Annotated in this window: 30 protein-coding genes; 8 read left to right on the top strand and 22 right to left on the bottom strand. The window is 63.4% G+C overall.

What is annotated here, in order from left to right; genetic code table 11:
- Positions 1-35 precede the first annotated feature (35 nt).
- The gene (locus BM045_RS00335; protein ID WP_092179032.1) at positions 36-944 is read left to right on the top strand and encodes an HNH endonuclease; all 909 of its coding nucleotides are present in this window, start codon (positions 36-38) and stop codon (positions 942-944) included.
- A 299-nt stretch (positions 945-1243) separates the two neighbouring features.
- Here BM045_RS00335 and BM045_RS00340 read toward each other — a convergent pair whose 3' ends face one another.
- The gene (locus BM045_RS00340) at positions 1244-1489 is read right to left on the bottom strand and encodes a hypothetical protein (protein ID WP_092179033.1); all 246 of its coding nucleotides are present in this window, start codon (positions 1487-1489) and stop codon (positions 1244-1246) included.
- 1 nt (position 1490) lies between these two features.
- Entirely contained in the window at positions 1491-3308 is a 1818-nt protein-coding gene (lepA, locus tag BM045_RS00345) for a translation elongation factor 4 (protein ID WP_092179034.1), read from the bottom strand.
- A 102-nt stretch (positions 3309-3410) separates the two neighbouring features.
- Between lepA and BM045_RS00350 the strand changes: the two genes are divergently transcribed.
- Positions 3411-4271, top strand: coding sequence for an extensin-like domain-containing protein (locus BM045_RS00350; RefSeq protein WP_170848307.1), 861 nt, complete (start codon positions 3411-3413; stop codon positions 4269-4271).
- Between the two features lie 39 nt (positions 4272-4310).
- On the opposite strand, the gene BM045_RS00355 is transcribed toward BM045_RS00350, so the two are convergent.
- Together BM045_RS00355 and BM045_RS18800 are read right to left on the bottom strand one after the other, a co-directional pair.
- Complete coding sequence (locus BM045_RS00355; protein WP_092179036.1) at positions 4311-4808, bottom strand: hypothetical protein; 498 nt, start codon at positions 4806-4808, stop codon at positions 4311-4313.
- Positions 4809-4867: 59 nt separating this feature from the next.
- Positions 4868-5014, bottom strand: a complete 147-nt coding sequence (locus tag BM045_RS18800) for a hypothetical protein (protein WP_170848308.1) — start codon at positions 5012-5014, stop codon at positions 4868-4870.
- A gap of 103 nt (positions 5015-5117) precedes the next feature.
- On the opposite strand from BM045_RS18800, the gene BM045_RS00360 reads away from it, so the two are divergent.
- A complete protein-coding gene (locus BM045_RS00360; RefSeq protein ID WP_092179037.1) occupies positions 5118-6032 on the top strand; it encodes a LysR substrate-binding domain-containing protein in 915 nt (304 codons plus the stop codon).
- A 218-nt stretch (positions 6033-6250) separates the two neighbouring features.
- On the opposite strand, the gene BM045_RS00365 is transcribed toward BM045_RS00360, so the two are convergent.
- Both BM045_RS00365 and BM045_RS00370 read right to left on the bottom strand, forming a co-directional pair.
- Positions 6251-8416: an autotransporter outer membrane beta-barrel domain-containing protein gene (locus tag BM045_RS00365; RefSeq protein WP_092179038.1), complete on the bottom strand. Its 2166-nt coding sequence runs from the start codon at positions 8414-8416 to the stop codon at positions 6251-6253.
- A gap of 148 nt (positions 8417-8564) precedes the next feature.
- On the bottom strand, positions 8565-9605 hold the full coding sequence (locus BM045_RS00370) for an aldo/keto reductase (protein ID WP_092179039.1): 1041 nt from the start codon (positions 9603-9605) through the stop codon (positions 8565-8567).
- 83 nt (positions 9606-9688) lie between these two features.
- Here BM045_RS00370 and BM045_RS00375 point away from each other — a divergent pair, with 83 nt between their 5' ends.
- On the top strand, positions 9689-10729 hold the full coding sequence (locus BM045_RS00375) for an oxygen-dependent tRNA uridine(34) hydroxylase TrhO (protein ID WP_244522827.1): 1041 nt from the start codon (positions 9689-9691) through the stop codon (positions 10727-10729).
- On the opposite strand, the gene mbfA is transcribed toward BM045_RS00375, so the two are convergent.
- The 3 genes from mbfA to BM045_RS00390 form a co-directional block, all read right to left on the bottom strand.
- On the bottom strand, positions 10726-11706 hold the full coding sequence (gene mbfA / locus BM045_RS00380) for an iron exporter MbfA (protein WP_092179040.1): 981 nt from the start codon (positions 11704-11706) through the stop codon (positions 10726-10728). The genes BM045_RS00375 and mbfA overlap by 4 nt on opposite strands.
- 65 nt (positions 11707-11771) lie before the next feature.
- On the bottom strand, positions 11772-12662 hold the full coding sequence (locus BM045_RS00385; RefSeq protein ID WP_092180696.1) for an NAD(P)/FAD-dependent oxidoreductase: 891 nt from the start codon (positions 12660-12662) through the stop codon (positions 11772-11774).
- A complete protein-coding gene (locus BM045_RS00390; RefSeq protein WP_092179041.1) occupies positions 12655-13110 on the bottom strand; it encodes an Rrf2 family transcriptional regulator in 456 nt (151 codons plus the stop codon). Before BM045_RS00390 ends, BM045_RS00385 begins: the two co-directional genes overlap by 8 nt.
- Before the next feature lie 108 nt (positions 13111-13218).
- Between BM045_RS00390 and BM045_RS00395 the strand changes: the two genes are divergently transcribed.
- Positions 13219-13824 (top strand): hypothetical protein, encoded by a 606-nt coding sequence (locus tag BM045_RS00395; protein ID WP_092179042.1) that lies wholly within the window; start codon positions 13219-13221, stop codon positions 13822-13824.
- Between the two features lie 169 nt (positions 13825-13993).
- Here BM045_RS00395 and BM045_RS00400 read toward each other — a convergent pair whose 3' ends face one another.
- Together BM045_RS00400 and BM045_RS00405 are read right to left on the bottom strand one after the other, a co-directional pair.
- The gene (locus BM045_RS00400; protein ID WP_092179043.1) at positions 13994-15118 is read right to left on the bottom strand and encodes a Gfo/Idh/MocA family protein; all 1125 of its coding nucleotides are present in this window, start codon (positions 15116-15118) and stop codon (positions 13994-13996) included.
- A gap of 73 nt (positions 15119-15191) precedes the next feature.
- Positions 15192-15575: a VOC family protein gene (locus tag BM045_RS00405; RefSeq protein ID WP_092179044.1), complete on the bottom strand. Its 384-nt coding sequence runs from the start codon at positions 15573-15575 to the stop codon at positions 15192-15194.
- A gap of 80 nt (positions 15576-15655) precedes the next feature.
- On the opposite strand from BM045_RS00405, the gene BM045_RS00410 reads away from it, so the two are divergent.
- On the top strand, positions 15656-16243 hold the full coding sequence (locus BM045_RS00410; RefSeq protein ID WP_092179045.1) for a TetR/AcrR family transcriptional regulator: 588 nt from the start codon (positions 15656-15658) through the stop codon (positions 16241-16243).
- Here the strand turns inward: BM045_RS00410 and BM045_RS00415 are convergent.
- From BM045_RS00415 to BM045_RS18805, 6 genes are read right to left on the bottom strand one after another with little or no spacing between them, the layout of a single operon-like run.
- Positions 16221-17285, bottom strand: coding sequence for a DUF2793 domain-containing protein (locus BM045_RS00415; RefSeq protein ID WP_092179046.1), 1065 nt, complete (start codon positions 17283-17285; stop codon positions 16221-16223). The two genes, BM045_RS00410 and BM045_RS00415, sit on opposite strands and share 23 nt — an antisense overlap.
- A gap of 60 nt (positions 17286-17345) precedes the next feature.
- Positions 17346-18185, bottom strand: coding sequence for a metal ABC transporter permease (locus tag BM045_RS00420; RefSeq protein WP_092179047.1), 840 nt, complete (start codon positions 18183-18185; stop codon positions 17346-17348).
- Complete coding sequence (locus BM045_RS00425) at positions 18182-19036, bottom strand: metal ABC transporter permease (RefSeq protein ID WP_092179048.1); 855 nt, start codon at positions 19034-19036, stop codon at positions 18182-18184. Before BM045_RS00425 ends, BM045_RS00420 begins: the two co-directional genes overlap by 4 nt.
- Positions 19033-19926: a manganese/iron ABC transporter ATP-binding protein gene (locus BM045_RS00430; protein WP_280139411.1), complete on the bottom strand. Its 894-nt coding sequence runs from the start codon at positions 19924-19926 to the stop codon at positions 19033-19035. Before BM045_RS00430 ends, BM045_RS00425 begins: the two co-directional genes overlap by 4 nt.
- Entirely contained in the window at positions 19923-20813 is an 891-nt protein-coding gene (locus BM045_RS00435) for a metal ABC transporter substrate-binding protein (RefSeq protein ID WP_092179049.1), read from the bottom strand. Before BM045_RS00435 ends, BM045_RS00430 begins: the two co-directional genes overlap by 4 nt.
- A gap of 23 nt (positions 20814-20836) precedes the next feature.
- Positions 20837-20989, bottom strand: a complete 153-nt coding sequence (locus BM045_RS18805) for a hypothetical protein (protein WP_170848309.1) — start codon at positions 20987-20989, stop codon at positions 20837-20839.
- Between BM045_RS18805 and BM045_RS00440 the strand changes: the two genes are divergently transcribed.
- Positions 20988-21866, top strand: coding sequence for a glycosyltransferase family 8 protein (locus tag BM045_RS00440; protein WP_170848310.1), 879 nt, complete (start codon positions 20988-20990; stop codon positions 21864-21866). The two genes, BM045_RS18805 and BM045_RS00440, sit on opposite strands and share 2 nt — an antisense overlap.
- Before the next feature lie 4 nt (positions 21867-21870).
- Here BM045_RS00440 and BM045_RS00445 read toward each other — a convergent pair whose 3' ends face one another.
- A complete protein-coding gene (locus BM045_RS00445; RefSeq protein WP_139198661.1) occupies positions 21871-22080 on the bottom strand; it encodes a hypothetical protein in 210 nt (69 codons plus the stop codon).
- Positions 22081-22275: 195 nt separating this feature from the next.
- On the opposite strand from BM045_RS00445, the gene BM045_RS00450 reads away from it, so the two are divergent.
- Positions 22276-23997 carry a sensor histidine kinase gene (locus tag BM045_RS00450; protein ID WP_170848311.1) on the top strand — a complete coding sequence of 574 codons (1722 nt, stop codon included), beginning with the start codon at positions 22276-22278 and terminating at the stop codon, positions 23995-23997.
- Here the strand turns inward: BM045_RS00450 and BM045_RS00455 are convergent.
- The 4 genes from BM045_RS00455 to BM045_RS00470 form a co-directional block, all read right to left on the bottom strand.
- Positions 23994-24575, bottom strand: a complete 582-nt coding sequence (locus BM045_RS00455; RefSeq protein WP_092180702.1) for an NAD(P)H-dependent oxidoreductase — start codon at positions 24573-24575, stop codon at positions 23994-23996. The genes BM045_RS00450 and BM045_RS00455 overlap by 4 nt on opposite strands.
- Positions 24576-24646: 71 nt before the next feature.
- Positions 24647-25534: a hypothetical protein gene (locus BM045_RS00460; RefSeq protein ID WP_092179053.1), complete on the bottom strand. Its 888-nt coding sequence runs from the start codon at positions 25532-25534 to the stop codon at positions 24647-24649.
- Positions 25531-26436 (bottom strand): ABC transporter ATP-binding protein, encoded by a 906-nt coding sequence (locus BM045_RS00465; protein ID WP_092179054.1) that lies wholly within the window; start codon positions 26434-26436, stop codon positions 25531-25533. The genes BM045_RS00460 and BM045_RS00465 overlap by 4 nt, the downstream gene beginning before the upstream one ends.
- Complete coding sequence (locus BM045_RS00470; protein WP_092179055.1) at positions 26433-26798, bottom strand: GntR family transcriptional regulator; 366 nt, start codon at positions 26796-26798, stop codon at positions 26433-26435. Before BM045_RS00470 ends, BM045_RS00465 begins: the two co-directional genes overlap by 4 nt.
- Between the last annotated feature and the right edge of the window lie 101 nt (positions 26799-26899).

A 26899-nucleotide genomic window follows, 5' to 3' on the forward strand; every position in this document is an offset into this window, starting at 1 on the left:
GCTCGTATTGTGCGATATCACGTGGAGTCAGAGAATTGACCTTCGGCGTTTTCATTCATCGTGCCGACTCCATCTACGACGACAGCCCCGCCACCCAATACCAATTCCCCAAGCCCTATCTCGAACGCGCATCGGCCACTGTTGACGACTGGATCGTCTATTACGAGCCGGTGAAGGTTCGGGGCTCGAAGGGCTATTACGCCATTGCGCGGGTGTCGCAGATCGTGCCGGATCCGACGGCTGCCAATATGTATCTGGCGCTGATCGAGCCGGGTTCCTATCTCGAATTTCCAAATCCGGTGCCCTTTGATGATGGCATCGGCCTCGTTGAAACCGGCCTGCTGAACGAACAAGGCCGAATTTCTGGCCGGGCGCAGGCCGCGGTTCGCCCGATTTCGCCCAAAGACTTCGATCGCATCCTGATGCGCGGGCTGGCCGAGGATCATCCGCTACTGCCGCGGATCGGCACGGTAGAACCGGCGCTGGACTGGGGCGTGGGCGAGCTGCCGCAGGCGCCTTTTGCTTATGAGCAGGAGCGCGAGCGGGTCGCTCAGATGACGACGCGGGTGGTGCGGGATCGGGTGTTTCGGCGGGTGGTGCTGCGCGCCTATGGCGAGCGTTGCGCGGTAACCGGGTTGAAGCTGATCAATGGCGGCGGGCGGGCCGAAGTGGCCGCCGCGCATATCCGGCCGGTGGAGCACAATGGGCCCGACATCATCAACAATGGCGTCGCGCTATCGGGCACGGCGCATTGGATGTTTGATCGCGGTCTGATCGGCTTCAGTGATGATCTCGACATCATCATCTCGCGGCAGGTCAATGACCGCGACGGGGTGGAAAGCCTGATCAACAAGACCGGAAAGCTGATCGGGCCACTGGTGGAGCGAGATCGGCCGCATCCGGCGTTTCTGGCTTGGCATCGGGAGAACTGTTTCAAGGCGTAAGCTGGTGGGTAAACACACCCCCACCCGACCCCTTCGGGGCCACTCTCCCCACAAGGGGGAGGGATAAGCGGCATCGAGACCGCGGAGCCAGGGCTTCCCTCCCCCTTGTGGGGAGGGATTGAGGGTGGGGGGTGTTGTTGGCAGTGTCTTGCCCGCCACCGGGTCACCCCGGCCTTGAGCCGGGGCCCAGCTCGAGATGGTTGGGCGGCCGCTAGGTGGGTCGGCTGGTTTGGGGGCTGAGCTGAAATCTCAGGATGGATCCCGGCTCAAGGCCGGGATGACATCGGGGGTGGGGCGGCTCAGGTGAACTGAGAGCCGTCGATATAGAGATTGTCACGAACGAGAACGGGCGAAGAGACAGACTTCACCCAGATAGAGTGTCCTTGTCTGACATAGGCAATAGCTTCGTCCTCGCTGGACGCATAGACCTTGTTGACCTTGTGGTGCTTAAGGTTGCCGTGCTTAGGGTCACCCAAAACATAGCGCCCGTCCCGGTCAACATGGGCTGGCCACTTCTGGCCGCTAAAGAAGCGGTAGATCCGCACCTTAGTCGTCGCCCATTTTCAGCGCCTTGATAAACGCCTCCTGCGGGATGTTCACGCTCCCGTACTGCCGCATCTTGGCTTTGCCCTTTTTCTGCTTGTCCAAGAGCTTGCGCTTGCGGGTCGCGTCGCCGCCGTAGCATTTGGCCGTCACGTCCTTGCGCATGGCGCGGACGGTTTCGCGGGCGATGATCTTGCCGCCGATGGCGGCCTGGATCGGGATCACGAACAGATGCGGCGGGATCAGCTCCTTGAGCTTTTCGCACATCACGCGACCGCGGGTTTCGGCAACGGTGCGGTGCACCAGCATGGAGAGCGCGTCGACCGGCTCGGCATTGACCAGGATGGAGAGCTTCACCAGATCGCCCGGCCGATGGGTATCGAGGTGATAGTCAAAGCTGGCATAACCCTTGGAGATCGACTTCAGCCGGTCGTAGAAATCGAACACCACCTCGTTGAGCGGCAGGTCATATTCGACCATGGCCCGATTGCCGACATAGGAGAGGTTGTTCTGGATGCCGCGGCGATCCTGGCAAAGTTTGAGGATGGCGCCGAGATATTCGTCGGGCGTGAGGATGGTCGCCTTGATCCAGGGCTCGCGGATTTCCTCGATCTGCATCACGTCCGGCAGGTCGGCCGGATTGTGCAGCATGATGGTCTCGCCATCGCGCATCGCCACTTCATAGACCACCGATGGCGCGGTCGCGATCAGGTCGAGATCGAACTCGCGGGAGAGGCGCTCCTGGATGATTTCGAGATGTAGCAGGCCGAGGAAGCCGCAGCGGAAGCCGAAGCCCAGTGCCGCCGAGGTTTCCATTTCGAAGGAGAAGCTGGCGTCGTTGAGCCGCAGCTTGCCCATGGCGGCGCGCAGCTCGTCGAAGTCGCTGGCATCGACCGGGAACAGGCCGCAGAACACGACGGGTTGTGCCGGGCGGAAGTCGGGCAGCGGATTGGCGGTGGGCTTCTTGTCGTCGGTGATGGTGTCGCCGACGTTCGTGTCTGCCACTTCCTTGATCGACGCGGTGAAGACGCCGAGCTCGCCGGGGGTGAGCTCCTTGACTTCCACCAGCTTGGGCGTGTTGACGGCGACGCGATCCAGTTCATAGACGGCACCCGAGGCCATCATGCGGATGCGCTGGCCCTTTTTCATCACGCCATCGATGATGCGGACGAGCACGACGACGCCCAGATAGGTGTCATACCAGCTATCGACCAAGAGGGCCTTGAGCGGCGCATCGATATCCCCCTTGGGGGCAGGCAGGCGGGTGACGATGGCTTCGAGCACGCCCTCAATATTGAGGCCGGTCTTGGCGGAAATTTCCACCGCTTCACTGGCATCGATGCCGATGACATCCTCGATCTGGGTCTTAACCCGCGCCACATCGGCGGCTGGCAGGTCGACCTTGTTGAGGACGGGGACGATCTCATGATTGGCATCGAGCGCGTGATAAACGTTCGCGAGGGTCTGCGCCTCGACGCCCTGCGAGGCATCGACGACCAGCAGCGAGCCTTCGACGGCGGCCATCGAGCGGGAGACTTCATAGGCGAAGTCGACGTGGCCGGGCGTGTCGATCAGGTTGAGGATATAGGTCTCGCCATCCTGCGCCTTATAGGTCAGCCGGACGGTCTGCGCCTTGATGGTAATGCCGCGTTCGCGCTCGATATCCATCGAGTCGAGCACCTGCTCCTTCATCTCGCGCAGATCGAGACCACCCGTGGTCTGGATCAGCCGATCGGCCAGGGTGGACTTGCCATGGTCGATATGGGCGACGATGGAGAAGTTGCGGATGTGGGAAAGCGGCGTTGTTGTCGAGGAGCTCATGGGGCCGCTGATAGCAGAAGCGGGGTGGGTGAGAAAGATGGTTTCCGCCAAGTTAACCGGCGTGATGCGGTGCCTTTTGGCGCGCTCGCGCGTTGGAGGCACATGCATAGTCATTTCAAGCTGATCGCCCTCGCCCCGCTGCTGCTCACCACGCCGGTGCTGGCGCAGGATTTCCTGACACCGCTGCAGGATATGGTGGACCAGTTCACACAAGGCAGCGAGCGGCCGAAACCGCCACAGAGCACAGCCCCGACACCGGCGGAAATTGCGCCGGTGCCGCGGCCACGGCCACCGGATTTGCCAAGCGCACCGGTGGTGACGCCGCCGGTGGTGGCGGAGGAGGAAGGGGCGCCGGAGACGCCTGCACCGGAGCCTGAGCCCATTGCGAGTACCGAGCGCGATCGCGTCTACCAGGTCGCCTGTCCGGCGGTAATCCAGGGGTTGGTCGAGGCAGAAATGGCGCCGCCGCTGAGTGAGGGGATCTGTGGTGAACACTCGCCGCTGGTGGTGACGGCAGTATTGAGCCGGGGACGGATGGTGCCGCTGTCCAGTCCGGTGACGACCAATTGCCAGATGGCCTCGGCGCTGCCCGACTGGGTGGCGGATGTCGATGGCTATGCCGAGGCGATGCTGGAGAGCCGATTGGCTAGCGTTGATACCGGCACCAGCTATATGTGCCGGGCGCGCAATGGCGGTGACGAGGCGTCTATCTCAGAGCACGGCTTTGCCAATGCGGTGGATGTGACCGGGTTCACGCTGGAGGATGGGCGCAAGATTGGCGTCGAGGCGGATTGGGCCAAGGCCACGGCGCCGGAAGGCCGGTTGCTGCGGCTGGCGCATGACGCGGCCTGTGGCGGCTTTATGACGGTGCTGGGGCCGGAGGCCAATGCCGAGCACCATGATCACCTGCATCTTGATCTCGGGTGCCATGGCGAGAGCTGTCAGGCGCGGATTTGCGAGTGAAGCCACCCTCGGGCGAGCCCGAGGGTGATGTGGGTGCGGCTACTGCGCGGGAACGGCAGGCGTAGCGGGCGCAGCTGGAGTGGCTGCCGCCGCTGGAACCGCTGGCGTTGCGGCGGTGGCTGGGTCAGCCGGTGCCGCGGCAGACTGCGCCTTGTAAATCGCGGTCACGGCGTCGACGCTGATGCGGTCGGTGCTGCCATCGGTGCAATCCGGCGTGGTTTTTTCGACGTCGGCCTTGACCTGGGCATAGGCTGAGGCGGATGCGGCGGCATCCATGCTGAGTGCGGTTTCGAGGCGGGTGCGATCGGCGGCCATGCCTTCCAGCACGTCCGGCTCGACCGACACCGAGCAGAGCTCGATCACCGCCTGGGTGGCATAAAAGCCGGTCAGCATATTGGCCTGCTTGGGCGAGGTATTGAGCGTCGCGGCCGGGTCGATGACGATGTCGGACGCCGCCGGTGGCGCCACGGCCTCCTGGGCAATGACGCTGCCGGTGAGAAGAGCCAGGGTGGCCAGTGCGGCGAGGGATCGGATCATCGGGAGCTCCTTGAAGGGCGGGATTTTCTATCCCTCTCTTCAAAGGCCCGATTGTGGCCTCAGCACGGCGCGCGGTCGCGCGAGGGGTGATGCGCCGGCAGATCCGCCCAGTCGTGCAGGGACATGCTGTCTGGATCGAGCGTGGTCCGCTCGGTGGACAGCATGACCGCGACGAGGCGGTGGAACAGTTTGAGCAGATTTGACATTTTGTGCCTCCTTTCGGGTCGTATTGACGGCATGTGCCTGATATGCGCTTGCGCTGCGGGCATCACAATGGACAAGGTTACGCGATCATTGTAGAAAATCTATATGGCTTCACCCTTTCCCATTCCGCTCAATGCGTTGCGCGCCATCGAGATCGTCGCCCGACGCGGCGCGCTAGCGCCGGCAGCCGAAGAATTGGGCGTGACCATTGGCGCGGTCAGCCAGCATTTGCGCCGCGCCGAGGAGCGGTTGGGCATGGAATTGTTCGAGCGCACCTCGGCTGGGCTCCGGCCGACACCGGGCTTGCGGGCCGTGCTGCCGCAACTGACCTCCGGTTTTGCCGCGTTGCAGGACGGGCTGGCGGCGCTCAAGGGGACCGACGAGGGCGTGCTGAACCTGACGGTGGGCAGCGTCTTTGCCTCGCGTTGGCTGATCTGGCGCATCAACAAGTTCACCGCGCTCCATCCCGATGTAGAGGTGCGGCTTAATGTGACGGCCACCATGCTCGACCTCAGCCGGCCCGATGTGGACTGCGGCATCCGCTATGGCCATGGCAATTGGGCGGGGCTCAATGCCGAGCTGATCGGCGGCACCCAATATCAGCCGGTCTGCGCGCCACCGGTGGCGAAGCTCCTGAAGCGCCCGGAGGATCTGGCGCAGGTGCCGGTGATCCAGGACGAGACCACCATGTTGAGCTGGGAGGCCTGGCGCGCCGAGGTGGGGCTCGATCCAGCGCTGAAGCTGGCGGTGGGTCCGACCTATAGCGATGCCTCGCTGGCGGTGGATGCGGCGATTTCCGAACAGGGCGTGCTGATGATGGCTGACATGATGAGCGCCGATGCGGTGAGCGACGGTCGGCTGGTGCGCCCCTTCGAGCAGCCGGTGGAAGGGCCCCAGGGCTATTACCTGGTGACGGCCAAGGGGCGTCGTGAAACGCACAAGCTGCGGGCGTTTCGCGAGTGGTTGAAGGTGGAAGTGCCGGCCAGTGTGCACGGCTACGTGCATCAAAGCAGGGGGTAGCAGGCTGCGGCTTGTACGGCGCGTACCCCCCCACCCGACCCCCTTTGGGGCCACCCTCCCTACAAGGGGGAGGGATAAGAAAGATCGAGGCCGCTGAACTCACAATTCCCTCCCCTGAATGGGGAGGGTGGCCCGGAGGGGTCGGGTGGGGTGATGGCTGGGCACCGTGCCGAAACAAAGAAAGGACCCAGCCGGGAGGAGACGGCTGGTCCTGGGCGCTAGATCACCACTGGATCAATGAACAGGGTCAGTATGCCAGCCTGGACGGTGGCGCCTATCACCTGATCGAGCGGGATTTCCGCGCCGTCGAGGACGGCCGAAATGGCCGGATTGGCTTCTAGAGCCGATTGCAGATTGCCCACCTGCGGATCGACGAGGTTGCGCTCGCAGCCTTCGATGCGGACCAGTTCGAGGCTCTTGGCGCTGGCGATGGTTGCGGCAGAGGCCGGACTGCCCTGGGCGAGGGCCAGCACGCCGATGTCGCAGTCGAGCGCGGCGATATTGAAGCTTTTGCCGGCCGAGGCAGAGGAAGTGGTGCCGATCGAGCCCGTGGCCGTGGCATCGGTGCGCGTGCCGGGAACGCTGGTGCCGGCACTAGTATTGCCGGTCCCACTATTGCCGCCGCCGGTGGCCCCGCCGCCCGTAGAGCCGCCGGATGTGCCGGTTCCGCCATTGCCACCATTACTGCCGCCGGTGCCTGAACCAGTTCCAGTTCCAGTTCCAGTTCCAGTTTCAGTTCCACCGGTACCGGTGCCTGTTCCTGTGCCGCCAGTGCCAGTGCCGCCGGTATCGCCTCCGCCAGCCGTGCCACCCGTTCCACCAGTCCCGCCTGTGCCGGTACCTGTCGCTGGGGTGGTGCCAAGACTGATATCGGCAAGGTCGCCGACGCTGACATCGGCCAGCGTGCCGTCATTGTCGAGCAGGCGGACTTCGACGGCCGTCTGCAGGCTTTCCGGCAGCAGGTCGAGGTCGATCTCGGCCAGTTCCTGGTCGGATAGCAGGTCGAGGTTGAGATTGGCGAGATCGCCAGCACTGAGGTCGGCCAGATCGCCACCGGTGCCGAGCAGGCGCAGGATCACCTGCGTACGCAGCGCTTCGGGCAGGAGGTTGAGGTCGAGTTCGGCCAGCTCTTCATTGCTCAGCGCATCGATATCAATGGCGCCGAGATTGCCCGCATCGACATCGGCCAGATTGCCATTGGCGCCGCCAAGGCGAATTTCGACTTCGTTGCGCAGCGCTTCCGCCAGCAGGTCGAGGTTGATCTGGGCCAGCTGCATGTCGGTCAGGGCGCTGATGTCGAGCGTGCCAAGATCGCCGAGGTTCAGCGCCAGCACCTCATTGTCATTGCCCAACAGGCGCAGCTGGACCGCGGTGCGCAGCTCGGCCGGCAGGAGGTCCAGATCGATCAGCGCCAGTTCGGCATCGGTCATGGCATCGACATTAAGATTGGCGAGATCGGGCACATTGAGGTCAACCAGATTGCCTCCATTGCCGAGCAATGCCAGGTCGATCGTGTCATCGAGCACGATGACCTGCGTGGCGCCGTTTTCGGCGACCTGCACGGCCAGCACGTCGGAGAGGTCGACGCCCTGATTGCCGAGGATCGAGCCCAAGACATCGCTGCCATTCAGAGCCTCGAGCAATTCGTCGCGGCCGGCAGAATCGAGGTCGAGATTGGCCTGCAGATTGGCCAGGCCTTCGCTGCCGAGCAGGTCGCCGACGCCGATAATGGAGACATTGCGGTCATCGATCGTCGCATCGAGGTCGATGTCGGCAAGGTTGGGCGTATTGACCAGGCCGAGCAGCGCATCGGCACGCGGCGCGTCGCCACCGATGGCGCCAAGGCGGATATCGCCGGTGATCAGATTGTTGCTGCCGCCGGAGGCCGGGGCGCTATTGCCGACATTGACGCCGACGCCCACACCGCTGCCGCCCGTCGGGCCGGGATTGAGCGTATCGATATCAATATCGATCAGATCGCCGCTGCCCATATTGGGATTATCGAGCGCATTGTTGAAGGCGTCGAGATCAATCAGGCTGCCGCCATTGGGGCCGGTGCTAGGCCGCGTATCGCCGATGTCGATATCGACGAGATTGTTGCTGGAGCCCGAGCCGCCAGCGCTGCCACCGGCATCGACACTGATGCCGCCGCCATTGCCACCGACATTGGCGCCAGCACCGACATTGAGCCCATTGCTGCCACCGGCACTGACGCCAGCGTCAATGCCCAGCCCATTGCCGGTGCCGACATTGACGCCGACGCCAAGACCGGAATCGCCGCCGACATTGAGGTTGAGCCCGAGGCCCTGTGCCTGGGCCAGCTGGGGGGCGGTGATGAGGGCAGCCGCGAGGGCCGCCGCCGAGATATAGCTCCTGGTACGCATTGTCCGCTCCTTGAAACAAGTGGAGCGTCAACGCGGAAAATAGACTTCGGGTGCAACACAGTCGCACCCGAAGTTAACGTCAGGCTAGGGGATTTTGCCAAAATGCAGGCATAATACGGAATACTACTTAGAACGCCGTTTTGTTTCTTCAGCGGAGCCAGCCACTTGGTCGTGGGTGCAATTCCATCTGACCATTTTTGGTGGCTTCGTCGATTTTGGCGATTTCCTCGGGTGTCAGGTCGAGGTTGTTGAGCACGCCGAGATTGTCCTTGAGCTGTTCGAGATTGCGCACCCCGATCAGCGCCGAGGTCATTTCCGGCCGGCGGAGCACCCAGCTCAGTGCCAGCTGCACCATGGACTGGCCGCGCGAGCGGGCAATCTCGGCAACCTGGTCGACCGCCTCGAGCACGCGTGGCTCGATATGGCTGGCGCGGAGCGTGCCATTGGGATTGCCGCCCCGCGTGCCTTCGGCGTCCGTCTTGCTGTTGTATTTGCCCGAGAGCACGCCCTGGGCCAGCGGCGAAAAGGCGATCATGCCGACGCCGAGCTCGCCACAGGCGTCGATCGTGTGATCATTCTCGATCCAGCGGTTGATCATCGAATAGCTGGGCTGGTGGATGGTGGTGGCGACGCCCATTTCCTTGAGGATGCGATGGGCCTCGCGGGTTTCCTTCTCGGGATAGGAGGAAATGCCGACATAGAGCGCCTTGCCTGAGCGGACGGCATGGGCCAGCGCGCCCATGGTTTCCTCGAGCGGGGTCTCTGGGTCATAGCGGTGCGAATAGAAGATATCGACATAGTCGAGGCCCATGCGGGTCAGCGACTGGTCGAGGCTGGCGAGGAGATATTTGCGGCTGCCGAGATCGCCATAGGGGCCGGGCCACATGGTGTAGCCGGCCTTGGTGGAAATGATCAACTCGTCACGATAGGGGCGGAAATCGCGCGCCATCACCTGGCCGAACAGCTCTTCGGACGAGCCGGCCGGGGGGCCGTAGTTGTTGGCCAGGTCGAAATGGGTGACGCCCTGGTCGAAGGCATAGCCGAGGATTTCCATGGCCGAGGGATAGTCGCGCGTGCCGCCGAAATTCTGCCAGAGGCCGAGGCTGATCACCGGCAGTTTCAGGCCGGACTTGCCCGAGCGGCGGTATTGCATCGTGTCATAGCGTGCCGTATCGGCCCGATAGGTCATGGTCGTCTCCCGAGAATTTGCGATTTGGCCCCGGACCAAATCTCGATTGGTCCCAGTGGCCGGGCAATGGTATGAGCGGGCCGATGAAACAGAAACCGGCCACTATGCACGCCAATCTGCCCCAGACCCAGCTGCCATACAAGGTGATGGCAATCTATAAATTTGCGGACCTGCCGGATGCCGAGGCGATCCAGCCCGTGCTGGCCAAATTCTGCTGTGCCCGCGATATCCGCGGCACGCTGATCCTGGCGCCGGAAGGCATCAATGGCACGGTGGCGGGGACCGTGGAAGCGATCGACGCGCTGGCGGAATTTCTGTTTGGCGGCGAGGTGTTTGGTCAGCGGTTGGCGGGGGCCGAGGTCAAATATTCGACGGCCAGCGAAATGCCCTTCCTGCGCATGAAGGTGCGGCTGAAGCCGGAGATCGTGACGCTGCGGGCTCCCGAGGCCAATCCGGCCAAGACGGTCGGCACCTATGTCGAGGCGCAGGACTGGAACAGCCTGATCGAGCGCAATGACGTGGTGCTGGTCGATACGCGCAATGACTATGAAGTAGGGCTGGGCACCTTCCAGCGCGCGCTCGATCCGGCGACCAAGAGCTTTACCGAGTTCAAGCACTATGTCGCGGAACACCTCGATCCGGCGCGCGACAAGAAGGTCGCCATGTTCTGCACTGGCGGCATCCGCTGCGAAAAAGCGTCCTCATACCTGCTGAGCCAGGGCTTCGAGGAGGTGTTCCACCTCAAGGGCGGAATCCTCAAATATCTCGAAGTGGTGCCGGAGGCGGAAAGCCGCTTTGCCGGCGAATGTTTCGTCTTTGATGAGCGCGTTTCGGTCGGCCATGGCCTGGTCGAGGGCGACGCCACCCTGTGCCGCGCCTGCCGGCACCCATTGACGAGTGAGGATCGCGAAAGCCCGGATTACGTCGAAGGCGTTTCCTGCCCGCATTGCGTCGGCGAAGCGGAAAAACATGCCGCTGCCGCCGAGCGGCAAAAGCAGATGGACCTGGCCAAACAACGCGGCGCGGCGCATCTGGGCGATGACGCGGCGAAATTGGCGGCCGAGCGCAAGGCGGAGAAGCGGGCTTTGGCCGAAGCGTCGCGGGAGCGCAACAAGGCCGGCTAGGCGTTGCCGATCAGGATCCCGGCCGCAAACACCAGCGAGCCGCCCAGCACCACCTGCATCACCGCCCGCCAGAATGGGGTCTTCATGTAGCGGTTCTGGATGAAGGCGATGGCCCAGAGTTCGAGCAGGACCACGACCACGGCGACCGTCGTGGCCACGGCGAAATCGTGGATCAGATAGGGCAGCGCATGGCCCAGCCCGCCCAGGGCGGTCATGATGCCGGCGGCGAGGCCGCGCTTGATCGGGGAACCGCGACCGGTCAGCTTGCCGTCGTCGGAGGCAGCCTCGGTGAAGCCCATGGAAATGCCGGCGCCAATGGCGGCGGCGAGGCCGACGAGGAAGGTCTGGTGCGTGTCGCCGGTGGCAAAGGCGGCGGCAAACACCGGTGCCAGGGTGGAGACCGAACCATCCATCAGCCCGGCGAGGCCCGGCTGCACATAGGTCAGGACGAACTGGCGGTGGCTTTCGCCTTTTTCGAGGTGGCGGCCTTCGGCACCGAGGGTCGCAGCATCGATGCGGTCGGCGGCATCGGCATGCTTGCGCTCCTGCGCGGCGAGGTCGCCGAGCAGCTTCCGGATGCCGGCGTCGGTCACCTGCTTGGCCGCTTCCATATAGAAGCGATAGGCGCCTTCCTCCATTTCCCAGACCTGCTGGCGCACGGTTTCCAGCGACAATGTCTTCATCAGCCAGATCGGCTTGCGGGTGAGAAAGCCCCTCACATGCTCGCGGCGGATCGGCACCAGGCGGGTGCCGAAGCGGGCGACATAGAGGTCTAGCAGGCGGCGGCGATGCTCGTCTTCTTCCGCAGCCATGCCTTCGAACAGGGCCGCCGAGCCGGGATAGGTCTCAGCCAACCGCGTGGCGAATTCGGAATAAATGCGGCCATCCTCCTCCTCGGCGGCGACGGCCAGCGAGAGGATTTCGCGTTCGGAAAGCGAGGTGAAGGCGCGGCGGCTATCGGGCAGAAGCGAGAACATGGCGGCATCATAGTTTGGAATGGTTCTAAAGATTGTTTAGAACCATTCCAAAGTTCACGCAAGCCTCACTTGAGCATCGACTGCTGCGCAAAGATCGCTGCCATGGCGCCTTGCGAGGTCGCGAGCGTCACGCTGGCCATGGGGTTGGCGAGGTCGCCGGCGGCGTAGATGCCGGGGACATTGGTTTCGCGGCGGTCGTCGATTTTGATCGTCGCCCCCAGGGGGTTCTCTACCAGTGCTATGCCCAGCGCCTCGTGCAGATTGGCCGAGGGACGGTTGCGCGGATGGGCGAACAGCACGTCGATCGCAACGGAGCGGGCACCGTCGAGCGTCACGGCAGAAATCTGCCCGTCCCGGTGGGCGATACCGGTGACCTTGCCTTCAACCAGCTCGATGTTGCGACGCGCCAGATCGGCGCGGATTTCGGGGGCGATGTCGTGGCCATCGGCAAAGATGGTCAGGTGATCGGTCCAGTCGAGAAACAGCGAGGCGGCATGGGCGGCATGCGGGCCGGACCACAACAGGCCCCAATGCTTGCCAGCCACTTCAAAGCCGTCGCAATAGGGGCAGGGCACGATAGACTGGCCCCAGCATTCGGCAAAGCCGGGCAGGTCCGGCATCTGGTCGGCAATGCCATAGGCCAGAAGAATGCGACGCGATTTAAGGACCTCGCCGGAGTCCAGGGTGACGGAAAAGTCGTCGAGCGCGCCGGCAATAGCGGTGGCGCGGGCATTGACCAGATTGAGCGTCGGATAGCGGGTCAACTGTTGGCGGGCTTCGGCGAGAATGTCGAGCGGCGCCTTGTGATCGTGGCCGAGTAGGCCATGCGAATGCGGCGCGAAGCGGTTGCGCGGCAGTCCGGTGTCGATGACCGTGACCTTGCGACGGGCGCGGACCAGCTGTAGCGCGCCGGCGAGACCGGCAAAGCTGCCGCCGATGACGATGAGATCATCCATGATGATGGGCTCCATGGTGGGGGTGAAGGGGGTTGGGCGTGGCCGCATTGGCGATATCGGCCAGTGAAACGCGCTCCAGCCTTGCCGCCAGCAGCGCCTCGGCATCGGCAATGAACTCACCCATGACCACATTGACGGTGCGGACAATGCCGCACTGGATGTCGCCGGGATCGCTCTCGGTGCGAATGAGCAGGCTTTCGCCCATGGCGGCATAAATGGCGCGGAGGGTAATGTCCTGCGCCGGGCGGAGCAGGCGCCAACCACCATCATGCCCCTTGGTCGAGCCGACAATGCCGGCTTCGCGAAGTTCACCCAGAGCGCGGCGCACCACGACGGGATTGGTCATCAGGCAGGTGGCGAGGGTGGTGGAGGTGACGGCCTCGTCGGGCTGCTTGTGCAGGTGGACGAGGGCATGGAGGGCGAGCGAGAGGCGGCTGGAACGTTTCATGTAACTATAATTGTTACGTTTGATCGCGCTGTCAACCCTGTTGGGCGTTCGCGCTTTCGCCATGCTGCCGTGCTGCTATGCTCGGGCAATGATCCGGGAGGACTTTCGATGAAGATGCTGTTCGCCGCTCTGGCGCTGACGCTGGCCACGAGCTCTGCCGCTCTGGCTTTCGATAGCGAAACGCAGGCTCTGGTCGACATCTACAAGCCCGGAAAACCGGTGTCTGGCGCCGATATGGCGCAGCTGATGCAGTCGAGCGAGGCCTGGTGCTACGACAGGCAGGACCAGAGCTGCGCCTGGCGCGAAATCTATCTCGACATTTCCGGCGACGACGTCAGCTTCGAGCTCAGCAACAATTGGGACGTCGACACCGACTATGCCTTTACCGACAAGGCCACGCTGTCCGGCGGCCAGATCTGCCAGTCTGGCTATAACTGGATCGACAATCTGCGCGCGATCCGCCGGGCCGACGGCAGTGCGATCGGCGGGCGGGAGCTCAACGATTTCAAGCGGACCATGGCTGAGGCCCGGCCCGATCTCGACAGCTATGACGATTGCTTTGACTACGTCTATCTGGCGTCCGATGATGCGCTGGAGACGGTGACGCTGCGCCAGCGGCAATATGCCGATGGGGTCTATGATGCCGCCAATGATGTTGAGGTGACGGTATATTTTGATGCCGAGGCGGCGAAGGGATTGTCGCTGCGGGAGTGATTTTGGCCTTGGCTCCTATTGAGCCATCGCAACCCCCACCCGACCCCTTCGGGGCCACCCTCCCCACAAGGGGGAGGGACAGAAAGAGCCGAGACCACAAAGCGCTGACTTCCCTCCCCTGAATGGGGAGGGATTGAGGGTGGGGTGATTTCTGGGCGCGATGTCCGGTCTAGATCCGTCCATCCTTCAGCGACATCGCTAGCGGCTCCGGCCGCTCGACCGGCGTCCTGATCTCCACGGTCCGCCCCTCGCGCGACGCCACTTCGAACGCTTCCATGACTTCGAGCACATGCAGCGCCAGGTCGCCATTAGCGCGGTGAGGGCGGTTGTCGAGAATGGCCTGCGCCATGTCGGCGACGCCCAGCGAGCGGTAATTGCCGTCGGCATAGGGCTGGGTGACCGGCACTGGCGTCCAGACTTCCTCGCGACCGCGCTTCTTGAATTCCACATCGCCGCCAAAGAGATTGGGATCGGGCACGATGAGGCTGGCCTCGGTGCCATAGAGTTCGAGCGGCACATGCTTGTGCGCGGCGACATCAAAGCTCATGCCGACCTGCACCACCGCGCCATTGGCAAAACCCAGCGATCCAGTGACATGGGTGTCGACCTTCACATCCATGATCTGTCCCTGCTTGGGCTCGGACAGCACCGGGCGGGTCAGCCGCAGGCGCGAAGCCATGGCTGAGACGCGGGCCACCGGACCGAGCAGATTGACCAGATCCGTGATGTAATAGGGACCCATGTCGAGCACCGGGCCGCCGCCGATATCATAGTAAAAGGCCGGATCGGGATGCCAGGCCTCGTGGCCGGGCACCTGCATGAAGGCGGTGCCGCCGACGATCTGGCCCAGGGCGCCGCTATCGACCACGGCGCGTGCCTGTTGGTGCGATCCGCCGAGGAAAGTGTCTGGGGCCGAGCCCACGCGCAGACCAGCCTTGTTGGCTGTGTCGAGCAGGATCTTGCCCTCGGTGAAATTGATGCCGAGAGGCTTTTCCGAATAGACGTGTTTGCCGGCGGTCAGAGCGCGCAGTCCGACGGCCGCATGCGCGCGGGGAATGGTCAGGTTGACGATGAGCGCGATCTCGGAATCGGCCAGCATATCCTCGATGCTCATCGCCTCGAGGCCGAATTCGCTGGCCCGCGCCTGGGCGGCTTCGGGCCGCATGTCGGCCAGGCCCTTGATGTCGAGCACCGGAAAGCCGGGCAGGCTGTCGTGGCCAATGATGGCGCGAAGATAGGCCGATGAAATATTGCCGGTGCCGATAAAGCCGACACCGAGGCGCTTGGTGGTCATTGCGCACAGTCCTCCCTGACGTACGTATGTCAGGCTAGCCGCAGGCCGGACTTTGCGCCAGAGCGTTTTGCGATCAGGCGGGCTCGATCGGCGTGATGACGTCGATCAGGATGCCGTCGGGATCGGCGAGGATGAAATGGCGCTGGCCGAACACTTCGTCGCGCAGCGGCTGGGTGATCGTCAGCCCGGCGGCGATCAGCCGTTCAAGCTCGGCAGCGGCGTCCTCGACATAAAGGCTGAGGATGACACTCTTGCTGGCGCCCTGCGCCGAGACGGGAATGCTGTCATGATCCTGGCCGATCAGGGCGATTTCGAAGGGGTGGTCGGCGGTGGCACGCAATTGCACATACCAGTCGCTGGAGAAAATGCGGGTAAAGCCGAAATGAGTCTCGTAGAAGCGGGCGCTGGCCTCGACATCCTTCACCTGGAAAAGCGGGTATAGGCTGGTGATACGCATCGGGAGTTCCTTGTCATGGCGTCACAAAAGATACATACTGAATGTAGCTATTAGGACAAAGTAACATACGGGCAGCATGCATGCAAGTTGAATCGAGGCGAACCCAGGCCGAGCGGCGCGAGCAGACGCAGCGCCTGCTGCTATCAGCGGCGCGCAAACTGTTTGCCGAAAAGGGCTATGCCGAGACCAGCACGCCGGAAATCGTCGCGGCGGCGGGGGTGACGCGCGGCGCGCTCTATCACCACTATGCCGACAAGCTGGCGCTGTTCACCGCGGTGGTCGAGGAAGAGCATCTGCTGATGGCCATGGCGATCAATGCGGCGGGCGAGAGCGATGACGAGCCGGGGCCGATCAAGGCGTTGATGGCGGGCTGTGACGCCTTTCTCGATGCCATGCAGGACGCCGGGCGGCGGCGGATCCTGCTGGTCGATGCGCCCGCCGTGCTGGGCCGGCCGGCAGTGGATGCCATCGATGCGCGGCATGGCATGGAAACGCTGATCTGCGGCCTGCGCGATGCCATGGAGGCCGGGGCCCTGCGGAAACTGCCGGTAAACGCATTGGCGCATCTGTTTGGCGCGCTGTTCGACCGGGCGGCCCTGGCCGCGCCGGAGGAACTGGCGGACTACCGCAAGAGCATCAAGGCGCTCATCCGCGGTTTGAGGACCTAGCTTCGAGCTGCCTGACACGCAGTTCCAACTCCTGTACCGCCATCACCAGCGGAGCGATGAAGGCGTCGTAGCGGAGGCCTTGTTGGCTATCGGGGTCGGATGGATCGGCGAGCACATGGCCGGCGAAGTCCTTGCCGTCCAATGCCTCAAGCACCTGCTGGGCCATGAAGCCATAATGGCTGCGGCGGCCGGAGCGTGCTTCGCCATCCTCACTGCCGCCCACGATCCAGCGGTATTTGATGGGCGCCAGCGCAAGGATGAAGTCGAGACCGAGGTCGCTGGGTTCGATATCGGTCTTCTGCCGACTGTCCGAGGTCTGGATCGTGCCGGTGGCCGACCAGATGCTGGACCAGCGGGCGCCGGTGGCGCCGAGGGTGACGGCATTGTCGGCAGCGGGACGGAGACTTGCAGCGACCGTGGCAATGCCGGTGGCCGCATTGACGGTCAGGGCATTGATCCAGCTGGAGCCATCCGGGCTGACTTTCAGGCGCCAATTATCGTCGCCGGAGAGGCCCATTTCGGCGCGGCCGGACCAGTTGCTCTGGTAGAGCAGGCTCGCTGTGTCACCGGCAGCCGCCTTGTTGATCTTGACCTGATGGCCGCTGCCGGCGTGGGTGAGCAGCGTTGCCGGGGAGGCGACGGCGAGGCGGTTGGTGCTGTCGGCGCTGGTGTTGATGCCGAGCGTGCCGAGACCGGAGCCCAATGAGGCCAGCGGCGTCCAGGCGCCGGTATCGAAGACATAATGCGTCTTGTCGGCTTTGACGAAGACCTGCCAGCCGGCAGAGGGATCAAGGAAATGCCAGGCGCCGGACTGGAAGGCGGCGATCTCGTCGGCATGGCCGGTCCAGGCGCCGCTGGCCCCGGCCGGCACGATCCAGGCCTCGCCCTCCAGCGGCAGGGTGGGCGGCGTAGTCAGCGCGCGGCTTTCGACGACGGGCTGTACTAGGGCGTCGAGCGCCTGGATGGCTTCATTGTGGGTGACATGCTTTTGCGCCTGGCTTGGCATGATCAGCGGCAGGGTGAGGCGGGGCGTGTGGTCCATGGGATACTCCTTTGAGGAGGAGTATCGGGCCAGCTGGAGGGGGTGGGGATAGAGGGTGGCCTAGACGGCCACCACCAGGGGTTTGCGGGTTGTGGTGACGAGGAAGGTCACCACAAAAGTCGCGCTCATCAGCAGGACAATGGTGGGGGCCGGGGCGCTGTCGATGAAGAAGCTGAGATAGATGCCGACCAGCGAGCTGAGGACCGAGACGGTCACCGCGATCAGCATCATCGGCGCGAAACGTTTGGAGATCAGATAGGCGATGGCGCCGGGGGCGACCAGCAAAGCGATGACCAGCACGATGCCCACGGCGGTGAGCGCTGCGACAATGGTCAGGGACAGCAGGGCGAGCAGGCCATAATGCAGCCAGCGCACCGGCAGGCCGATGGCGCCGGCCTGCTGCGGATCGAAGGTGAAGAGCAGCAGGTCCCGCCATTTGGCGAGGACAATGAGGGTCACGACGAGGGCGATAATGCCGGTCTGGATCAGGTCGCCCGGCGAGACGCCCAGGATGTCGCCGAACAGGATGTGGTCGAGATGCACATCGGTCTGGATCGAGGTGTAGAGCACGATGCCGAGGCCAAACAGGCCGGCAAACACCACGCCCATCACCGTATCTTCCTTGATGCGGGAGTTTTCCTTGAGGAAGCCGACCGACAGCGCGCAGCCCATGCCAGCGGCGAAGGCACCCACGCCGAGCGGCAGGCCGACGATATAGGCCAACACCACGCCGGGCAGCACGGCGTGGGAAATGGCGTCACCCATCAGCGACCAGCCCTTGAGGACGAGGAAGCAGCTCAGCAGCGCCGTCGGGATGGACACCATGACGGCAATGGCCATGGCCTGGGTCATGAATGGAAAGCTGAATGGCCAGAAGGCATAGGTGATGAAGTCGCTCATGAGGCGATCTCCGCTTTCGCTTTGCGCCGGGCGGCGAGCATGCCGTGCTTTGGGGCGAAGAAGAAGGCGGCGAGGAACACCAGGGTCTGCAGCACGACGATGACCCCGCCCGTGGCGCCATCGAGGAAGAAGCTGATATAGGCGCCGATCAGGGAGGAGAGGGTCCCCACTGCAATGGCGATGAGGATAAGCCGCGGAAAGCGGTCGGTGAGCAGATAGGCCGTGGCGCCGGGCGTGACCACCATGGCGATGACCAGGAAAGCGCCAACGGTCTGCATGGCAGCGACGGTGCAGGCGGCCAGCAGGGTGAAGAAGATCACCCGCAGCAGCGGCGGATTGAGGCCGATGGAGCGGGCATGGCTCTCGTCGAAGAAGGTGACCATCAGGTCCTTCCAGATGAAGAACATGACGGCGAGGGTGACCACGGAAATGATCACCAGCTGCAACGTGTCCTCGGGAGTGACGGCGAGGATATTGCCCATGACGATGGTCTGGATATTCACCGAGGTGGGCGACAGCGAGATCATGAAAAGGCCAAGGCCGAAAAAGGCGGTGAAGATCAGGCCGATGACGGCATCTTCCTTGAGCTTGGTGCGCTGGGTGAGAAACAGCATAGCACCGGCGGCGAGCCCACCGGAGAAGAAGGCGCCGATGGAGAAGGGGAGACCCAGCATATAGGCGCCGGCGACGCCGGGGACGATGGAATGGGAGAGCGCATCGCCGATCAGCGACCAGCCTTTGAGCATCAGATAGGCCGAGAGGAAGGCGCAGACGCCTCCCACGAGGGCCGAAACCCACATGGCGTTGATCATATAGTGGTAGTTGAAGGGCAGCAGCAGATGTTCGATCATTTGTCGTCCACCGGGTCGGACTGGCGCGTGGTCATCTTGCCCTTCTCGCCATACATGACCAGCGGGCGTTCATCGTCGGTCAGCACCGAAATGGCGCGCGGATCGTCGTCGTCATGTAGGCCCGAGCCGGCCAGCACGAAATGGCGCAGGGCGCCGCCGAAGGTTTCTTCGAGCCATTCGCGGGTGAAGATTTCCGAGGTCGGGCCAGAGGCTAGCACGGTGCCCTTGACCAGTACCGTGCGGTCGCAGAATTCGGGGACCGACCCGAGGTTATGCGTGGAAACCAGCATGACCTTGCCCTCGTCGCGCAAGGCGCGCAGCAGGTCGACAATGGCATCCTCGGTCTTGACGTCGACGCCGGTGAAGGGCTCGTCGAGCAGGATCACCTGGCCCTCCTGCGCCAGCGCCCGGGCGAGGAAGACGCGCTTCTTCTGCCCGCCGGAGAGTTCGCCGATCTGGCGGTGGCGGAATTCGAGCATGTTGACGCGTTCAAGCGCCGAAGTGACCATGGCGTGGTCGATCTTCTTGGGGCGGCGCAGCATGCCCATGTGGCCATAGCGGCCCATCATCACCACGTCCTCGACCAGCACCGGGAAATTCCAGTCGACGTCTTCCGACTGCGGCACATAAGCGACGAGATTGCGCTTCAGCGCCTGCTTGCCGGGTACGCCGAGAATGTCCACCGAGCCGCCGGCCAGCGGCACAAAGCCCATGATGGCCTTGAACAGCGTCGACTTGCCCGAGCCGTTGACCCCCACCAGCGCCGTGATCGAGCCGCGCGGGATCGAGAAGCTGGCATGCTTGATGGCGGTGGTGCCATTGCGATAGGCGACGGTGATGTCGCTGACCGTGAGGCCCGAGACGACAGTATTCTGGCTCATGTCGTTCATGGGGTCAGGCCTTCGACAATGGTATTGGAGGTGACCGAGAGCAGGTCGAGATAGGTCGGCACCGGGCCGTCGGGCTCGCTCAGCGAATCCGCATAGAGCACCCCGCCGTATTTGATACCGGTCTCGCGGGCGACCTGTTCGGCCGGTTTGGAAGAGATGGTCGATTCCGAAAAGATTGCCGGCACGGCGTTTTCGCGCACGGCGTCGATGACGAGACGCACCTGCTGCGGCGTGCCCTGCTGGTCGGCATTGATCGGCCAGAGATAGAGCTCCTTGAGGACGAAATCGCGGGTGAGATAGGAAAAGGCGCCTTCCGAGGTGGCGAGCCAGCGGCGCTCCTCTGGAATGGCATCGATGGCGGCGCGGATCGGCGCCACGGTGGCGGTGATCTCGGCTGCATAGGCCTTGGCATTCGCATCATAGGTAGCGGCGTTGGTCGGATCGGCGGACGCGAAAGCGGCGCGGATATTCTCGACATAGATCAGCGCATCTGTCGGCGACATCCAGGCATGGGGGTTTGGCTTGCCTGCGTAGGGACCTTCGCCAATGCCCATTGGTTCCACGCCTTCGGTGACAACGGCCGAGGGCACATCGCCCAGATTGGACAGGAACTGCTCGAACCATTGTTCGAGATTGAGCCCGTTCCACAGGATCAGGTCGGCATCCTGGGCGGAGATCAAGTCGCCCGGGGTGGGCTGGTAATTGTGGATCTCGGCGCCAGGCTTGGTGATCGAGACGACGTCAGCCGCATCGCCGGCAACGTTGCGGGCCATGTCGGCAATGATGGTGAAGGTGGTGACGACCTTGAGGCGGTCCTGAGCGGTGCCAGGGAGGGCTGCGGCCAATGCGACAGCAGCAACGAGAACGGGCAGCAAACGACGACGCATGAAGCACTCCAACTCAGGACATGTCAGAGGTAGTGCAATTGCAAATCATTCGCAATAGCAAAATGAATCGCCGCTCCGAGTTGACGCTGCGGAGCGTGGGTGCCAAAGCAGCGCCACCACTGGCAGACCCGCGCGCCGCTCCTGTCGTGCGCCTTGTCGAATTCGAGAATGCGCATGACCGACCGGGCCATCCATATTGCCCTTACCTTCGATGATGACTTCTGGGCGCCGGCTTTTGCCACCATGCGCTCGATCTGCCTGTTCAGCCGGCGGCGCAGCGACCTGGTGTTCCACCTGCTGCATCGCACGCTTAGCCCGCAGCACCGGGCCGATCTCGAGGACATCGCCAAGGAATTCCCGGTCGAGCTGCGCTGGTATGATCTCGATCAGTCGCCGCTGTTCGAAGACATTGCCGCGCGCATGCCGGTCAACAAGCGGTTGTCCAACATTGTCTATGCAAGGCTGATCGTCGACCGGCTGATCGATCCTGCCATCAACCGCATCCTCTATCTCGATTGCGACATGCTGGTGCGTGACGACATCGCCACGCTGTATGAATGGGATTTGCAGGGCGCGCCGATCGCCGCCGTGCGCGACTCGATCGGCGCCTGGCTGGTGGCTGGGCGCGACGTGGCCAATAATCGCGACATTTTCGATGTCGCCCATCCCTATTTCAATGCCGGCATGGTGCTGATCGATATCGCGCAATGGCGCGCAGCCGACATTATCGGCTGCATGGAACAGGCCTATGCCGACGGGGTGATGCAGCGCATCTACTACGACCAGGATCTGCTCAACCTGGTGTTCCAGGATCGCTGGTTGCAATTGCCATGGCGCTGGAACCTGATCGATGCGCGGCCGGTACATGAAGGGCTCGATCCGGCCATCATCCACTATACCGGCGAGTCAAAGCCCTGGTTTACCCTGACCAGCATGCGCCGCTCGGTGGCCTTTGCCCGCTTCTATCGGCATGTGATGACCAACAAGCTGTTCTACGATTTCGCCCGCCATCGCCGGAAGCGCTGGTGGCAGAAGCTGTTGCGTCGCGCCTAAGCGGTCATACCCGATGCGGGCCGCCGGAATGCGGCGGCTCCGGCAGGTGGAAATAGGCGGCGTCGCCTTCGCGATAGGCGCGGGCTTCGCAGCGGCGACACGCCTCTTCGACCAAAAGCCGGATCACCTCGCTGCCTTCCAGTGGCAGAATGGCGATGGCCTGCAACAGGTGGTCGCGGGCGGCCTCGTAACGGAGATCAGGCAATGCTCCCATAGTGCCCTCCTCATTTGTGAGAGGCTAGGCGCGCTTAACTTCCGGTTCCTTACGAAAAGTGCGCCAATTTTAGCGATAGTCTCGGCACGCCCGCTGACCCGCGATAAACCACGGCAAAGAATGCAGTGGCGCAGCGGCTCACAATCTGGATAACTGCGGCTCGCGATGCCTTACGGCAGCGCGTGGGGAGAGGGCATGAGGGCGCCAAGTCTTTCGCTCAGCCAGAGATTGCTGCTGCTGACCGCCGTGGCTCTGCTGCCGGCCCTGGCCATTCTCGGCTTCAACGAATTTGCCCTGCGCAAGGCCCGCGAAGCCGAGGTGCATGATTATGCGCTGCGGCTCAGCGAATTGGCGGCGCTCGAGATGGAGCGGATCCTGACCGGTGCGGCTGCACTGATGGTGGCGGTCGCCAATGCGCCGGTGGTGCAGGACGTCGATAGCGGCTGCGAGGTCTATCTCACCCGCCTCGGCAATCTGCTGCCGCAGGTCACGCTGATCAATATCACCGATCTTGATGGCAACAGCATCTGTGCCAATAGCGACGCGGCCGAGGATCTGGCGCCGGCCCTGAGCCAGACGGTGCGCACGGCCCTGCATGCCGAATTTTTCCGGGTCGGGGAATATGTCGAGACCTCGCGCGGGCCGGGGCTGCTGCTGGGCACGCAGCGCACCGATGCGGACGGGACGATCAATGGCGCGGTGCTGGCCACCATTGGCCTCGACTATTTGGGCAAGCTGATCAAGGAGCGGCCGGCGCTGAGCGGCAGCGCCATGACCATTGCCGATCGCAATGGCGTCTATCTGGCACGCGAGCCGCAGCCGGAAAACTACGTCGGCACCCAGATTGCCGATAGTTTCATGCCGCGCCTGCTGGGCGAAAATTCTGGCACGCTGCAGGTGCTGAGCGCCGATGGCACCGAACGCATCATCGGTTATCAGCCGGCGACCAAGGGTCTGGGGCTCTACGTCAGCGCCGGTCTGCCGGTAGCTGACAGCATGGCGCCGATCAACGAGGCGACCCTGCGTGGCGTGGTGCTGGCGGTGATCGGCGGGCTGGTGGCGCTGTTGCTGGCGCTGAGCTTTGGCCGCCAGTTCATCCGCCGCCCGGTGCTGCGCCTGCTGCTGACCATTCGCGCCTGGCGCTCGGGCGATCATGCGGCGCGCACCGGCATGGTCGGCAAGGCCGAATTCCACCAGGTTGGCGAGGCCATCGACGCTTTGCTCGACGAGCTGACCCAGCGCCAGATTGCCCAGCAGGAGGCCGAGCAGCATCGTGACCTGCTCGCGCGCGAACTCGACCACCGGATCAAGAACCTCCTGGCGACGGTACAGGCGGTGGCGCGGCAGAGCTTCCGTAATTCGGGCATTGCCGAGGCCTCGCTGCAGGCCTTCTATGGCCGGCTGGCGGTCATGGCCGATGCGCACAAGCTGCTGACCGCCACGCATAGCGAAAGCGCTTCGGTGGGCGCGGTGGTGCAGACGGCGATCGAGCCGTTCTTTGGCCGCGAGCAGCAGCGCTTTGCCGCCTCGGGGCCGGAGGTCGAACTGCATGCCAAGGCGGCGCTGTCGCTGGCCATGGCGCTGCATGAGCTCTGCACCAATGCCAGCAAATATGGCGCGCTGAGCAATGAGACCGGCACGGTGACGATCGGCTGGGCGCTGACCGAGGGCCACAAGCTGATCCTGACCTGGCGCGAGGCGGGCGGACCCGAGGTGGTCGTGCCGGCGGACAAGGGTTTTGGCTCACGCATGATCGAGCGGGCGCTGGCAGCGGATCTCGGCGCGACCGTGGCCTTCGACTATGCGCCGGGCGGGCTGACCTGCACCATCATTGCCGCCGAGACGGCGCTGGTCGATCGGCAGGATATCGGCAGCGGGCCGTTCCAGCCGGTGCGCGCGGTGATGGAGCGGGGTTAGAGTTTTCCGACGGCCTTGCGCAGGCGGGCGGTAAAGCGATCCAGCTTGGTTGCATCCATCTCCTCGGCCCCATGCAGCGACAGCATGCGAAATTTTGCCTGCGGCGCGCAGGCAAACACCAGCCCGGTCTTGAGCACACGCCTGACCGGCTGGCGCATCACCACTGTGTCGATCCACCAGGGCGAGCCCAGCGTGGCGATGATGAGGCAGGATTTGAGCCCGGTCAGCAGCGGTGTGATCGGCGTGCCCTGGTCGAAGGCAAATTTTGGCGTCCAGACGCGATCGAACCAGCCCTTGAGAATTGCCGGCAGCGAAAACCACCAGATGGGGAAGACCAGTACCAGCGTGTCGGCCGCGGCGAGGCGCTGCTGCAGGGCGGTGATGTCGGGACTGGGGTGAGGCGTGCTGTAATGCAGGCGCCGTTCGTCGGCGGTGAGGGCTGGCTGAAAATCCTCGGCATAGAGGTCGAGCACATCAACCGTCGCGCCACGGGCCTGCAAGGCTTCGGTCGCCTGTCGGGCCAGATGGGCGCAGAGGCTGTCGCCGAGGGGGTGGGCGAGGACGAGCAGGGCGCGCATGCAAAACTCCAAAACGAAACCGCCGCGCTGGCAAAAGCGCGGCGGCACGATGGAGGTCACTTGGGCTCAGGTCAATTGTCGTTCACACGGCGGCGGTACTCGCTGGCGGCGTAGATCACTACGATCGCAAACACCGCGCCGATGCCGACCTGTAGCCAGTCCATGTGGCTGATCAGGTCCGTAGCGAAGATGACACCATTAAAGGTCTCGGCCGACACCGACCAGTCTTGGACATAGGGTGTCTCGGGCAGCTTGCCGCGATACTCGATGAAGCGCCAGGTATGGGTCGCGAAGGGATGCAGGCCGCCAAGAGTGACCCATTCCAGCGTCGAAACAATGGCCGGCATCAGCAGCGAGATCGGAATAGCCCAGCGGCCGATGGCGGTGGCGACAGCCCCGACCAGCGCCATGGCCGGCAGGTACCATAAGAGGCCGCAGACAATGCTGACGAGAATGGCCAAAGCCACATTGCCATAGATGACGACAATGCTGCCGAGGGTGGCGACGGTCGCCGTGCCATTGATCAGCATGGTCACATAGGCCACGCCATAGAGCAGGACGCCGCTCAGGAGAGCCACGGCATAAACCGTGCCCGGTAGCACGGTGAGGCCGGCGGTGAGCTTGCTCAGCAGCACCTTGAAGTCGCTGACGGGCATGGACTTCCAGAACAGCATGGCATTGTTGCGCTTGTCGGCGGCAAAGCCGTCGGCGCAGTAAAAGAACAGCACCGAGATCATGTAGAGCGACCAGCCGAGGCCGAAGAACAAAAAGCCCAGCTCATAGACCCGCAGCGGCGCCACGGTGAACAGTGCTCCCGAGAAGCGCGCATCGACGCGGCCGACGGTGAAGGCGAGAATGGTGGCGCCGAACAGCACGGCCACCAGCAGCAGCGGGCCGAGCAGGAAGGCGCCGCGATGTTCGATCAGCTCGCGGTGGACGAGCGCGAAAAAGGCCTTCATCGGGCGGGCTCCGGATTGGCGGTCGGACGCTGCATCAGCGCCACGAAGAGATCGGAAAGGGTCGGCGTCGAGAGCCGGCCAAAGGGTTCGAGGATCGCGCGATCGACGCCGTCGAAGATCATCACGGTCTGCCCGAAGCGCGTTTCCTCATAGACCGGGCCGTAAGCGCGGGCAGCAGCCTGCTGCTCGGGATCATTGACCACCAGCTGGGTGAACTTCTCGTTCACCGTCTCCATCTGCATATGCAGGATCATGTCGCCATCGCGGATGAACATGATGTCGGAGAGCATGAACTCGATCTCGTCCACCTGATGGGTGGTGATGATCAGGGTGCGCTCCTCGGTCATGTAGTCTTCCAGCAGCCGCCGGTAAAAGCGCTTGCGATAGGTGATGTCGAGGCCCAGCGTCGGCTCGTCCAGCACCAAAAGCTTGGCGTCGATCGCCATGACGACCGCCAGATGGAGCTGCGCCACCATGCCCTTAGACAGGTGTTTCACCTTCATCTCGGGCTTGATGTCGGTGCCTTCGAGGAAGCTGCGCGCCTTGTCCTGCGAGAAGTTGGGGTGGATGTTGCTCAGCAGCGCGAAGAGTTCGCGCACCCGCAGGAAGCGCGGCAGGCTGGCGACGTCGGAAATGAAGGCGACATTTTCCATCAGCTTGGCGCGCTTGGCGAAGGGGTCTTCGCCGAGGACGCGGATGGTGCCCTCGCAGGCGGTGAGGCCCAGCATGGCATTGAGCGTTGTGGTCTTGCCGGCGCCGTTGTGCCCGATCAGCCCATAGATGCGGCCGGGCGGAATGTCGAAGTCGAGACCATGGAGGATTTCCTTGCCGCCGAATTTCTTGCGCAACCCGCGGGCCGAAACGATGGGTTCGACGGCGGTGGAAACGGACAGCTCGCTCATTGGATCTCTCCCTGGCCGGCAGGCGCCAGCAGCGTCTTGATATCGAGGTTCAGCGCCTTGATCTGCGCGGCGATGCGCGGCCATTCCTCTTTGAGAAACTTGTCGCGTTCAAAAGCGAGCAGCTCGGCCCGCGCTCCGGTCTTGACGAACATCCCTAGCCCTCTTCGTTTTTCGACGACGCCGACATCGACCAGGGCTTCGAAGGCCTTGGTGACAGTCAGCGGATTGACCGACAGGTCTGCGGCGATCTGGCGGACCGAGGGCAAAGCCTCGCCCTCCGCCACCGATCCGCGCAGGATCATCTCGGTAAGCCTTTGCCGGATCTGCACGAAGATCGGCTGGCTGGTGTGAAAATCATCCATGTGTGATGCCTTGGTAGTGTGCTGGTGTTGTAGCACACTAAAACAATGCGTCAAGCGGGATTCTGCGGCCGGGCTTTTCTCGGCGCGGCGGGGGCGCTAGA

Origin of the sequence: Devosia sp. YR412 (assembly GCF_900110945.1) — a bacterium.
Classification (GTDB): domain Bacteria; phylum Pseudomonadota; class Alphaproteobacteria; order Rhizobiales; family Devosiaceae; genus Devosia.

Coding starts and splice junctions, on each gene's coding strand:
- BM045_RS00435 (WP_092179049.1), bottom strand. CDS start 20,813: ATGCGTCGTCGTTTGCTGCCCGTTCTCGTTGCTGCTGTCGCATTGGCC.
- mbfA (WP_092179040.1), bottom strand. CDS start 11,706: ATGTTCTCGCTTCTGCCCGATAGCCGCCGCGCCTTCACCTCGCTTTCC.
- BM045_RS00450 (WP_170848311.1), top strand. CDS start 22,276: ATGAGGGCGCCAAGTCTTTCGCTCAGCCAGAGATTGCTGCTGCTGACC.
- BM045_RS00420 (WP_092179047.1), bottom strand. CDS start 18,185: ATGAGCGACTTCATCACCTATGCCTTCTGGCCATTCAGCTTTCCATTC.
- BM045_RS00375 (WP_244522827.1), top strand. CDS start 9,689: ATGAAACAGAAACCGGCCACTATGCACGCCAATCTGCCCCAGACCCAG.
- BM045_RS00390 (WP_092179041.1), bottom strand. CDS start 13,110: ATGAAACGTTCCAGCCGCCTCTCGCTCGCCCTCCATGCCCTCGTCCAC.
- BM045_RS00455 (WP_092180702.1), bottom strand. CDS start 24,575: ATGCGCGCCCTGCTCGTCCTCGCCCACCCCCTCGGCGACAGCCTCTGC.
- BM045_RS00360 (WP_092179037.1), top strand. CDS start 5,118: ATGGCTTCACCCTTTCCCATTCCGCTCAATGCGTTGCGCGCCATCGAG.
- BM045_RS00470 (WP_092179055.1), bottom strand. CDS start 26,798: ATGGATGATTTTCACACCAGCCAGCCGATCTTCGTGCAGATCCGGCAA.
- BM045_RS00430 (WP_280139411.1), bottom strand. CDS start 19,926: ATGAACGACATGAGCCAGAATACTGTCGTCTCGGGCCTCACGGTCAGC.
- BM045_RS00350 (WP_170848307.1), top strand. CDS start 3,411: ATGCATAGTCATTTCAAGCTGATCGCCCTCGCCCCGCTGCTGCTCACC.
- BM045_RS18800 (WP_170848308.1), bottom strand. CDS start 5,014: ATGTCAAATCTGCTCAAACTGTTCCACCGCCTCGTCGCGGTCATGCTG.
- BM045_RS00385 (WP_092180696.1), bottom strand. CDS start 12,662: ATGGATGATCTCATCGTCATCGGCGGCAGCTTTGCCGGTCTCGCCGGC.
- BM045_RS00465 (WP_092179054.1), bottom strand. CDS start 26,436: ATGAGCGAGCTGTCCGTTTCCACCGCCGTCGAACCCATCGTTTCGGCC.
- BM045_RS00410 (WP_092179045.1), top strand. CDS start 15,656: ATGCAAGTTGAATCGAGGCGAACCCAGGCCGAGCGGCGCGAGCAGACG.
- BM045_RS00400 (WP_092179043.1), bottom strand. CDS start 15,118: ATGACCACCAAGCGCCTCGGTGTCGGCTTTATCGGCACCGGCAATATT.
- BM045_RS00365 (WP_092179038.1), bottom strand. CDS start 8,416: ATGCGTACCAGGAGCTATATCTCGGCGGCGGCCCTCGCGGCTGCCCTC.
- BM045_RS00405 (WP_092179044.1), bottom strand. CDS start 15,575: ATGCGTATCACCAGCCTATACCCGCTTTTCCAGGTGAAGGATGTCGAG.
- BM045_RS00415 (WP_092179046.1), bottom strand. CDS start 17,285: ATGGACCACACGCCCCGCCTCACCCTGCCGCTGATCATGCCAAGCCAG.
- lepA (WP_092179034.1), bottom strand. CDS start 3,308: ATGAGCTCCTCGACAACAACGCCGCTTTCCCACATCCGCAACTTCTCC.
- BM045_RS00355 (WP_092179036.1), bottom strand. CDS start 4,808: ATGATCCGATCCCTCGCCGCACTGGCCACCCTGGCTCTTCTCACCGGC.
- BM045_RS00395 (WP_092179042.1), top strand. CDS start 13,219: ATGAAGATGCTGTTCGCCGCTCTGGCGCTGACGCTGGCCACGAGCTCT.
- BM045_RS00445 (WP_139198661.1), bottom strand. CDS start 22,080: ATGGGAGCATTGCCTGATCTCCGTTACGAGGCCGCCCGCGACCACCTG.
- BM045_RS00440 (WP_170848310.1), top strand. CDS start 20,988: ATGACCGACCGGGCCATCCATATTGCCCTTACCTTCGATGATGACTTC.
- BM045_RS00370 (WP_092179039.1), bottom strand. CDS start 9,605: ATGACCTATCGGGCCGATACGGCACGCTATGACACGATGCAATACCGC.
- BM045_RS00460 (WP_092179053.1), bottom strand. CDS start 25,534: ATGAAGGCCTTTTTCGCGCTCGTCCACCGCGAGCTGATCGAACATCGC.
- BM045_RS18805 (WP_170848309.1), bottom strand. CDS start 20,989: ATGCGCATTCTCGAATTCGACAAGGCGCACGACAGGAGCGGCGCGCGG.
- BM045_RS00425 (WP_092179048.1), bottom strand. CDS start 19,036: ATGATCGAACATCTGCTGCTGCCCTTCAACTACCACTATATGATCAAC.